This is a genomic window from Paenibacillus sp. FJAT-26967, assembly GCF_001541095.1.
Lineage (GTDB): Bacteria > Bacillota > Bacilli > Paenibacillales > NBRC-103111 > Paenibacillus_F.
The window spans coordinates 50,168-60,280 of the sequence record NZ_LMXH01000012.1 but is presented as its reverse complement, the minus strand read 5'-3'; the positions used below and the strand labels follow the sequence as shown (position 1 = coordinate 60,280).

The following is a 10,113-nucleotide window of genomic DNA, read 5'->3' as shown; positions in this document are numbered from 1 at the left end:
GGAGGTGGAAGCACAGCAATGTGTGGAGCTGACCAATACTAATCGGTCGAGGGCTTGACCTACAGGTCTTTACGCGAGTAGAGGCCAACATCGAAGCATAGCCTATGGCTGTGCACCACAAGATCTTTGGATGGATCTTAGTACATCTTTCGCTGCTAGTTTTCAGGGTACAACCCTGCTAGAAGTAGTATGTCCGCAAGGAGATGCTGCGATTTTCGAAGTCTCTAACACTTCGGAACATCCTGTTTGGTGACGATGGCGGAAGGGAACCACGCGTACCCATCCCGAACACGACCGTTAAGCCTTCCAGCGCCGATGGTACTTGGACCGCAGGGTCCTGGGAGAGTAGGACGTTGCCAAGCAAAGTAAAAAGCTCTTTTGAACTTTATGTTCAGAAGAGCTTTTTTTATTGGTTTTATGAAACCGCATTAGAAGCTTCAAGACTTTACTTTATGGCTTGCACCTAAGAATGGCTGAAAGCAAAGGATTCACAAGTGCAGGCGTAAGCGTAATAGTGCCTGACTGACAGGAAGAAAGTTGTAGCTTCAAGAATGAATTGTAACAAATTGTCTTAATATGGGGAATGGAATCGTATAAAAATTTTAAATAGAAACATGGGTATTAGATCTTAAGAATAGAAGAACAGCAAGAATGAGACTAAACTGTTTTAGAAAATAGGTTGAATAAAGATGTTGAAGGTCGAAATTGATATAGAAAGCGAACTTTAGTTGTTTTGCATGCTTTGAATGTTCGTATTTGATTTGACAGGCAAAAGGACAGCTGTTACACTAAAGGAGCGACAATACCTGACAAATCACGTTAATATATCGTTTAATCATCTCGTATAATCATCGGGGATATGGCCCGAAAGTTTCTACCCAAAAGCCGTAAATTTTTGGACTACGAGAACGAAGTTGAGGGGATCTCTGTCTGGGGTGCCTTACGTTCGTGTCTCTAGGTCCGGCGGATAGAAGCAATACCTCTATCTTTCTGGGCTTTTTTTGCGTCAAGGGAGATGGAGTCAGAAGTCAGGCGTTTATATTTAATTTATAGATAAGACCAATTATGATAGAAAAGGCAGGTACGGATATGTCCGCACGGGTTGGAGTCATTATGGGAAGCAAATCGGATTGGGAAACAATGAAGCGTGCTTGTGATGTATTAGACGAATTCGGAATCCATTATGAGAAAAAAGTCGTGTCCGCGCATCGTACTCCGGACCTGATGTTCGAATATGCAGAGCAGGCAGCAGAGCGAGGCCTGAAGGTTATTATTGCGGGGGCAGGGGGAGCCGCACACCTGCCGGGAATGGTGGCATCGAAGACGGAGCTGCCGGTTGTGGGTGTTCCCGTGAAGAGCCGCGCGCTTAACGGCCTCGATTCACTCCTCTCGATCGTTCAAATGCCGGCCGGTATCCCGGTGGCAACTGTCGCGATCGGAGAAGCAGGCGCGGCTAACGCCGGTTTGTTAGCCGCTCAGATTCTCGGGGCGTTCGAACCCGAGCTGCAGCAAAAGGTGCGTGAGCGCCGCGAGCGCATCAAGGCTCAAGTGTTGGAATCGAGTGAGTTCGAATGACAGAGACGAACAAGGAAAGCAGCCTGGGTGCAGAAGCATTCCAACAAACGGATTCCGCAAACGGCAATGTATCCATGAGCGGAACAAACAGCTTGTCTAATTCGGAGATTGCAAGAGCAAATCCTGCGCTACAATCCGCTAAAGCTGTTGATAAAGGTGTAGGAATGGAAAAGGGGCTTCCAGCAGCTGAGTTTGCTGCTGGTATCGAATCCGTGAAGGATGCAGACGGACAAGTGCAGCGTACAATCCTGCCGGGTGGCACGATCGGCATTCTCGGCGGCGGCCAGTTGGGCCGGATGCTTACCCTGGCCGGCCGCAATATGGGCTACCGGTTCGTGACACTGGAACCGGGACCGGATTCGCCGTGCGGACAAGTAGCCGACCGGCAGATTCAAGCTTCGTACGATGATGTGGAGGCCGCCCGCGAATTAGCGAAGGTGTCCGACGTGATTACGTACGAATTCGAGAACGTTGACGCCGCGGTGACCAAACTGCTCACGCAGGAAGCCTATGTTCCGCAGGGCAGCTCGCTGCTGTACACGACGCAGCACCGGCTCCGCGAGAAGCGCGCGATTGAGGCGGCTGGCGTCCGGGTGGCGCCCTATGCCGAAATCACGAGCGTCCAGGAGCTACACGAGGCCGCTGCCAGATTCGGCATGCCCTGCGTGCTCAAAACCGCGACCGGCGGCTATGACGGCAAAGGCCAGTGGGTAATCCGCTCGGCGGATGAAGTGCCCGCAGCCTTTGAAGAACTGAGCCGGGCCGGTACAGATCTCGTGCTCGAACAGTTTATCCGGTTCGAACACGAAATTTCGGTTATCGCGGCACGAAGCCCCCGCGGGGAGGTTAAAGCTTTTCCGGCAGCGGAGAATATTCACATCGATAATATTTTACATCTGTCCATTGTGCCGGCCCGTATTGATAAGCGAATTCAAGATGAGGCGGAGCGTCTGGCTATCCGGATCGCAGAGTCTATGGAAGCCGTGGGTCTGATCGCTGTAGAGATGTTCTTGACCGAAGACGGTGAACTGTTCGTAAATGAACTGGCTCCGCGTCCTCATAATTCTGGCCACTATACGATGGAAGCATGTCACACTTCCCAGTTTGAACAGCACATTCGCGCTATATGCAACCTGCCGCTGGGACCTGCCGGTCTTTTGACACCGGTTGTGATGGTGAATGTACTAGGCGAGCATGTCGAGCCGCTCCTTAAATGGATTGCCCAAGACGAAAGCGGTGCAGGGGCATCGGGAGTTACGGCTAAGCTTCATTTATATGGCAAGCACGAGGCGAAGATCAAACGCAAAATGGGCCATGTTAACCTGTTGACGGAAGATTATGATCTGGCGCTGAAATGGATCGAGAAGAGCGGTATCTGGAACTCATAAGTTGAGGGATGTTCTTGAGACTGATACATTGTATGAGACAATATAAACAGGATCTATAACTTTAACTATCGGAGGATTAACCATGATTGAAAGATACAGCCGACCGGAAATGGTCGCGATTTGGACGGAAGAGAACAAATTCAAAGCTTGGCTGGAAGTTGAAATTTTGTCGTGTGAAGCTTGGGCGGAGCTGGGCGTTATTCCTAAAGAAGATGTAAAAGTGCTTCGTGAAAATGCCGCATTTGATATGGACCGTATTTATGAAATTGAGCAGGAGACGCGTCATGATGTTATTGCTTTTACACGTGCAGTGTCCGAGAAACTTGGTCCGGAGCGCAAATGGGTTCACTACGGCCTGACCTCGACGGATGTCGTCGATACGGCACTTGGCTACCTGATCAAGCAGGCTAACGAGATTCTGGAGAAGGACCTTCTGAACTTTATCGAAATTTTGAAAAATAAAGCCATTGAGCATAAAGATACGGCGATGATGGGCCGTACACACGGTGTACATGCAGAGCCGACTACCTTCGGCCTTAAAATGGCGCTTTGGCATGAAGAAATGAAACGGAATCTGGAGCGTTTCCGTTTTGCGGCTGACGGTGTGCAGTACGGTAAAATTTCGGGCGCGGTAGGTACTTATGCGAATATCGATCCTTTCGTAGAGCGTTATGTATGCGAACACCTGGGAACAAGCCCGGCTCCGATCTCGACTCAAACTTTGCAGCGTGACCGTCATGCGGAATATATGGCTACTTTGGCACTGATCGCGACTTCACTCGACAAGTTCGCAACGGAAGTCCGCGCTCTGCAGAAGAGCGAGTTCCGCGAAGTGGAAGAAGCTTTTGCCAAAGGTCAAAAAGGTTCATCGGCTATGCCCCACAAGCGCAATCCGATCGGTTCTGAGAATATTTCGGGATTGTCCCGTGTAATCCGCGGACATATGGTTTCGGCTTATGAGAATGTTACGCTGTGGCATGAGCGCGATATCTCGCACTCCTCTGTAGAGCGCATCATTTTACCGGACGCAACAATCTTGCTTAACTACATGCTGAACCGTTTCGGCAACATTGTGAAGAACCTGACGGTATTCCCGGAGAACATGAAGCGCAACATGCAGAGCACTTACGGAGTTCCTTTCTCCGGCCGCGTCATGACCAAGCTGATCGACAAAGGCTTCAGCCGCGAGCAGGCTTACGATACGGTTCAGCCGCGTGCGATGCAGGCATGGGAAGAACAGCGTTCTTTCCGCGAAATCGTGGAGAATACTTCTTCCATTACGGAAGTGCTAAGCGCTGAGGAGATTGAAGATTGCTTCAATCCAAGCTGGCACCTGAAACATGTAGATACGATTTTTGACCGTCTCGGCCTGAAATAAATTCATGAAAGATCTGCTTGGGAGGACGTAACTATGGGCGCAAACGCCGCATTGACGACAGCCGAACATCTGATAAAAGCCCCTTTGGTCTACAAGGGAAAGGTTCGCGAACTGTACGATTTGGGAGAACACTACCTGATTGTCGTAACGGATCGGATTTCCGCTTTCGATTATATATTGAAGCCTGCGGTGCCAGGCAAAGGCAACGTTCTGAATACGCTCAGCAAGTTCTGGTTCGATGTAACGGCTCCTTTTATGGCTAACCATGTGGTGCATACGGACGTTGAACTGTTGAAGGATATCGTGACAGAACCTGAGCTGCTGAAAGACCGGATTATGGTTACCCAAAAAGCAGCCCGCATTCAGATTGAATGCGTGGTCCGCGGTTATATTACGGGCGGAGGCTGGCGCCAATACCAGGAAACCGGGATGATTAACGGCATTAAGCTGCCGGAAGGTCTGCGCAAGAATCAGGTGCTGGAGTATCCGATCTTCACGCCGGCAGCCAAGAATGATGTCGGTCATGATGAAGACATTACTTATGATCAAATGTGCGAGCTGGTTGGTGAGCAGGTGACTCAGCAGCTGCAAGCCAAAAGCATTGCGCTATACGCGCTGGCTCATACTTATTGCGAGCATCGCGGTATTATTTTGGCGGATACGAAGTTTGAATTCGGGTTTATCGGGGATGAGCTTATCCTGATTGACGAAGTGTTCACACCGGACTCTTCCCGTTATTGGGCGCAGGACAAGTATGAACTCGATACCGAAATCGACTCGATGGACAAAGAACCTGTCCGTACTTATCTGGCTAATTCCGGCTGGGACAAGAACAGCGAGCCGGACGAGCTTCCCGCTTCGGTTGTGGAAGAAACGTCCCGCAGATATCGTGAGATTCTAGACCGGTTGACTGCCGAAGAATAAATGGAATCGGCTCAAAAGGAAACGGTAGTTCAGGTGTTCTTGTAACACCTCTATAGATAGATACACAATAGGCATGTAGCCAAGAACGGTCGAGACGCCGAAGGCAGCAAGCGCTGGCCCAAACGGACAGCATGCAAGAGGGCGATCGATAACTAAGGGAGGATAAACCGTAATGAAAGCAACCGTCTATGTGACGATTAAGCAAAGTGTATTGGATCCGCAGGGAAATGCCGTTCAAGGGGCTCTGCATTCGATGGGATTCGAAGAGGTCGGCAAGGTACGTGTAGGCAAGTATTTGGAGCTGGAGCTGGATACAACAGACCGCGCAGAGGCGGAAACCCGGTTAACCGCTATGTGTGAAAAGCTGCTTGCGAACACAGTCATTGAAGATTACCGCTTTGAACTAAACTAACTGAACGAACTAACGGATCAGGAGGATTATCCCATGAAATTTGCGGTACTGGTATTTCCGGGTTCTAACTGCGATATCGACTGCTACAAAGCGGTAGAAGACACAGTGGGCGAACCGGTCGATTACGTGTGGCATACGGCCACGGACTTATCCGATTACGATTGCATTCTCGTACCTGGAGGCTTTTCTTACGGTGATTACCTGCGCTGCGGAGCGATTGCACGATTTGCATCGGTTACTGCGGCATTGGTGAAGGCAGCCGAGCAGGGTAAATATATTCTTGGCATTTGCAACGGGTTTCAAATCCTGACAGAAGCGGGACTGCTCCCGGGGGCACTACTCCGTAACCAGTCTCTGAAATTCCGCTGTCATTCCACCAAGCTTCAAGTCGTGAATAACCAGACACCTTTTACAACGGATTATGCCGAAGGTGAAATCATTGATATTCCGATTGCTCACGGAGAAGGCAACTACTACTGTGATGAAGCGACTCTTCATGAACTTCAGCAGAACAACCAGATCGTATTCCGTTATGAGCAGGGTTCCAACCCGAACGGATCGGTGGACGATATAGCAGGAATCAGCAATAAAGAGGGGAACGTTGTCGGCATGATGCCGCATCCGGAGAGGGCGGTTGATGCTCTTCTGGGATCGGCGGACGGCAAACGCATGTTTACATCGATTTTAAACGCTTGGAGGGAACAACATGGCACAGCAGTTAGCCGCTAAAGAACCGAACGCAGAGCAAATCGCCGAGCAGAAAATCTATAAGCAGATGGGTGTCACCGATGCGGAGTATGATCAAATCTGCGGATTTCTCGGACGCAAGCCGAACTACGTCGAAATTGGCGTCTTCAGTGTCATGTGGTCGGAGCACTGCTCCTACAAGAATTCCAAGCCGCTTCTCCGCCGTTTTCCAACGACGGGCGAGCGTGTACTCATGGGTCCCGGTGAAGGCGCGGGTATCGTAGATATCGGCGACAACCAGGCAGTTGTATTCAAAATAGAAAGCCATAACCATCCGTCTGCGATTGAGCCTTACCAAGGCGCTGCGACGGGTGTGGGCGGTATTATCCGTGATATCTTCTCGATGGGCGCGCGTCCGGTTGCACTGCTGAACTCGCTCCGTTTCGGACGTCTGCAGAACGATCGTGTGAAGTACTTGTTCGAGCATGTTGTATCGGGTATTGCCGGATACGGCAACTGTATCGGTATTCCGACTGTGGGCGGCGAAGTAACTTTCGACGAGAGCTACGAAGGCAATCCGCTCGTAAATGCGATGTGTGTCGGACTGATCGATCATGATAAAATCCAGCGGGGTGTTGCCAAGGGCGTCGGGAACCCGGTGTACTACGTCGGCCCGGCTACAGGCCGTGACGGCATCCACGGTGCGACTTTCGCATCCGAGGAGCTGACGAGCGAATCCGAAGCGAAGCGTCCTGCCGTACAGGTAGGCGATCCGTTCATGGAGAAGCTTGTAATGGAGTCCTGCCTGGAGCTGATCGATACGGGAATCGTTCTGGGGATCCAGGACATGGGCGCTGCAGGCTTGACCTGTTCGAGCGCAGAGATGGCGAGCAAGGCCGGCAACGGTCTGGAGCTGTACCTGGATGAGGTGCCGCAGCGTGAAGAAGGTATGACGCCTTACGAAATGATGCTGTCCGAATCCCAGGAGCGCATGCTGTTCGTTATTGATCCGAAGGATGAAGCGCAGGCGCTGGAGATTTTTGAACGCTGGGGCGTGATCTGCGCCAAGGTCGGCAAAGTAACCGACGATGGCCGCTTGAAGCTGATCCACCAGGGTCAAGTTGTCGGCGATATGCCGGTGACCGCCCTTGTGGATGAGTGCCCGGTTTACAGCAAGCCTTCGGCTGTACCTGCTTACTATACAGAGCAGGCGAATCTCGATACGAGCCGTTACGAAGAAGTGACGGATCTGACCGGTTCGCTGAAAAGTATTCTGGGCTCCCCTACAGTGGCGAGCAAAGAATGGGTTTATAACCAATATGATTACATGGTTCGTACAAGCACGGCGGTCCAGCCTGGTTCTGACGCAGCTGTCGTCACAATCCGAGGTACACGCAAGGCGCTTGCTATGACAACCGACTGCAACAGCCGTTACGTGTATCTCGATCCTGAGGTGGGCGGACGAATCGCGGTCAGCGAAGCGGCGCGTAACATTGTCTGCTCCGGCGGCGAGCCGCTTGCCGTAACGGATAACCTCAACTTCGGCAGCCCGGAGAAGCCTGAAATCTTCTGGCAGCTGGAAAAAGCAGTCGACGGCATGGCAGAAGCATGCCGTGAGTTGAGCACGCCGGTTATCGGCGGTAACGTGTCGCTGTACAACGAGAATGCTAAAGGCGCGATCTACCCGACACCGGTTGTCGGCATGGTAGGCCTGATCCAGGACGTGGATCATATCACGACACAAGGCTTTAAGAACGAAGGAGACGTCATCGTACTGCTTGGCGAAACCAAAGCGGAGCTGGGCGGAAGCGAGTTCCAGAAGGTCGTGCACGGCGTTGTGGAAGGACGTCCGCCACAACTGGATCTGCAGACCGAGAAGCGCCTCCAGGCAGCTGTACTTGGCGCGATCCGCCAAGGCCTCGTCGCTTCGGCGCATGACTTGTCCGAGGGCGGACTGGCTGCGGCTGTCGCGGAGAGCAGCATTTCCGGCAACCTCGGAGCGAAAGTGGATTTCCGCACGGAACTTCGCGCGGATCACGCTCTCTTCAGCGAGAGCCAGTCCCGCATTCTGCTCAGCTGCCGTCCGGACAAGCGCGATGCGCTGACCGCCTGGCTCCAGGAGCAGAACGTGGCTGCACAAGTGATCGGAACGGTAACAGGAACAGACGTGTTGCTGAACATCAACGGACAACCTGGCGTTCAAGCTGCGGTAGCTGAATTGAGGCAGGTCTGGAAGGACGCGATACCATGTCTGATGCAGTAACAGCCATGTCCGCAAGCAAGCTTTGGACGGGTGACTACTACAACGAAGGCCACAATGCCCATGACGGCATGTTCGATAAGCTTAAAGAGGAATGCGGCGTGTTCGGGGTCTTCGGACACCCGGACGCGGCTTCCTTATCCTACTACGGGTTGCACGCGCTGCAGCACCGTGGGCAGGAAAGTGCGGGGATCTGTACCGCTGACGCAGATAATTTCAATTACTACCGGGGCATGGGGCTGGTTAAAGAGGTTTTCGATCAGAGCAACCTTCCTTCACTCGTAGGTACATCCTCGATCGCTCATGTGCGCTATTCCACGGCAGGCGAAAGCAAGCTGGCGAACGCACAGCCGCTGGTATTCAAATACCGTGAGGGAGACCTTGCGATTGCAACCAACGGGAACCTCGTTAATGCGGGTGAAATCCGGAGGCAGCTGGAGAAACAGGGTTCCATCTTCCAGACGACGAGCGACACAGAAGTCGTTGCGCATCTTATCGCGCGCTCCAAGTATGACGATATTGTGGATGCTGTTAAAGACGCACTGAATCAGGTGATAGGCGCGTATGCTTTCCTCGTGCTGACGAAGGAAAAGCTGATCGCTGCACTTGATCCCAATGGTCTGCGCCCATTCGCAATGGGCAAGCTCGGGGATGCGTATCTGTTCGCTTCCGAGTCCTGTGCGTTCGACATCGTGGGCGGCACCTATCTGCGCGATCTCCTGCCGGGCGAACTGGTCGTACTGGACCGTGACGGACTAACGGAAGACCGGTTCACAGAAAGTCATACACGCGCAACTTGCGCGATGGAATATATTTATTTTGCTCGTCCGGACAGCGACATTGATACCATCAATGTCCACTCCGCGCGCAAACGGATGGGAAAACGGCTCGCTGCGGAAGCATTCGTAGACGCAGATCTGGTAACCGGCGTGCCCGATTCCAGCACTTCGGCCGCAATCGGCTTTGCGGAGCAGACGGGCATTCCTTATGAGCTCGGGCTGATCAAGAACCGCTATACCGGCAGAACGTTCATCCAGCCGAGCCAGGAGCTGCGCGAGCAAGGTGTGAAGATGAAGCTCAGCGCGGTGCGCAAGGTCGTGGAGGGCAAACGTGTCGTCATGATTGACGATTCCATCGTCCGCGGCACGACTTCGCTTCGTATCGTTAATCTGCTCAGAGAAGCGGGCGCTACGGAGGTTCATGTGCGGATCTCGTCGCCTCCGTTCCAGAATCCTTGCTTCTATGGCATTGATACGCCGAGCCGCAAAGATTTGATCGCCGCTCAGAAGACGATCGAAGAGATCCGTCAGGCGATCAATGCAGATTCGCTTTACTTCCTCAGCCAGGAAGGGCTGATCGATTCAATCGGCCGCAAGGCGGGTGTTGAGAACGGTGGCTTCTGTACAGGCTGCTTCGACAATCGTTATGTGACGTATGTCAACGATAGTGAAGATGCTTCAGGCGGCTGCGGCTGTTAGCACAGGGCTTT

Annotated in this window: 8 protein-coding genes, 1 rRNA gene and 1 riboswitch; all 9 genes read left to right on the top strand. The window is 52.3% G+C overall.

Features of this window, described 5'->3' with window-relative positions:
* The first annotated feature begins 245 nt into the window (after positions 1 to 245).
* The 9 genes from rrf to purF all read left to right on the top strand — a co-directional run bounded on the left by rrf (position 246) and on the right by purF (position 10,102).
* Positions 246 to 362 (top strand): 5S ribosomal RNA (gene rrf, locus AR333_RS23290).
* Positions 363 to 820: 458 nt separating this feature from the next.
* A riboswitch (purine riboswitch) is annotated at positions 821 to 923 on the top strand.
* Positions 924 to 1,089: 166 nt separating this feature from the next.
* Positions 1,090 to 1,575, top strand: coding sequence for a 5-(carboxyamino)imidazole ribonucleotide mutase (purE, locus tag AR333_RS23285; RefSeq protein ID WP_068777756.1), 486 nt, complete (start codon positions 1,090 to 1,092; stop codon positions 1,573 to 1,575).
* Positions 1,572 to 2,963, top strand: a complete 1,392-nt coding sequence (purK, locus tag AR333_RS23280; protein WP_084783999.1) for a 5-(carboxyamino)imidazole ribonucleotide synthase — start codon at positions 1,572 to 1,574, stop codon at positions 2,961 to 2,963. The genes purE and purK overlap by 4 nt, the downstream gene beginning before the upstream one ends.
* Positions 2,964 to 3,045: 82 nt before the next feature.
* A complete protein-coding gene (gene purB, locus AR333_RS23275) occupies positions 3,046 to 4,341 on the top strand; it encodes an adenylosuccinate lyase (RefSeq protein ID WP_068777755.1) in 1,296 nt (431 codons plus the stop codon).
* 33 nt (positions 4,342 to 4,374) lie between these two features.
* Entirely contained in the window at positions 4,375 to 5,265 is an 891-nt protein-coding gene (locus tag AR333_RS23270; protein ID WP_068777754.1) for a phosphoribosylaminoimidazolesuccinocarboxamide synthase, read from the top strand.
* Positions 5,266 to 5,437: 172 nt separating this feature from the next.
* Positions 5,438 to 5,677, top strand: coding sequence for a phosphoribosylformylglycinamidine synthase subunit PurS (gene purS / locus AR333_RS23265; RefSeq protein ID WP_068777753.1), 240 nt, complete (start codon positions 5,438 to 5,440; stop codon positions 5,675 to 5,677).
* A 33-nt stretch (positions 5,678 to 5,710) separates the two neighbouring features.
* Positions 5,711 to 6,406, top strand: coding sequence for a phosphoribosylformylglycinamidine synthase subunit PurQ (purQ, locus tag AR333_RS23260; protein WP_068777752.1), 696 nt, complete (start codon positions 5,711 to 5,713; stop codon positions 6,404 to 6,406).
* On the top strand, positions 6,384 to 8,627 hold the full coding sequence (gene purL, locus AR333_RS23255; RefSeq protein ID WP_068777751.1) for a phosphoribosylformylglycinamidine synthase subunit PurL: 2,244 nt from the start codon (positions 6,384 to 6,386) through the stop codon (positions 8,625 to 8,627). Before purQ ends, purL begins: the two co-directional genes overlap by 23 nt.
* The gene (gene purF, locus AR333_RS23250; RefSeq protein WP_068777750.1) at positions 8,612 to 10,102 is read left to right on the top strand and encodes an amidophosphoribosyltransferase; all 1,491 of its coding nucleotides are present in this window, start codon (positions 8,612 to 8,614) and stop codon (positions 10,100 to 10,102) included. The genes purL and purF overlap by 16 nt, the downstream gene beginning before the upstream one ends.
* The last annotated feature ends 11 nt before the right edge of the window (positions 10,103 to 10,113 follow it).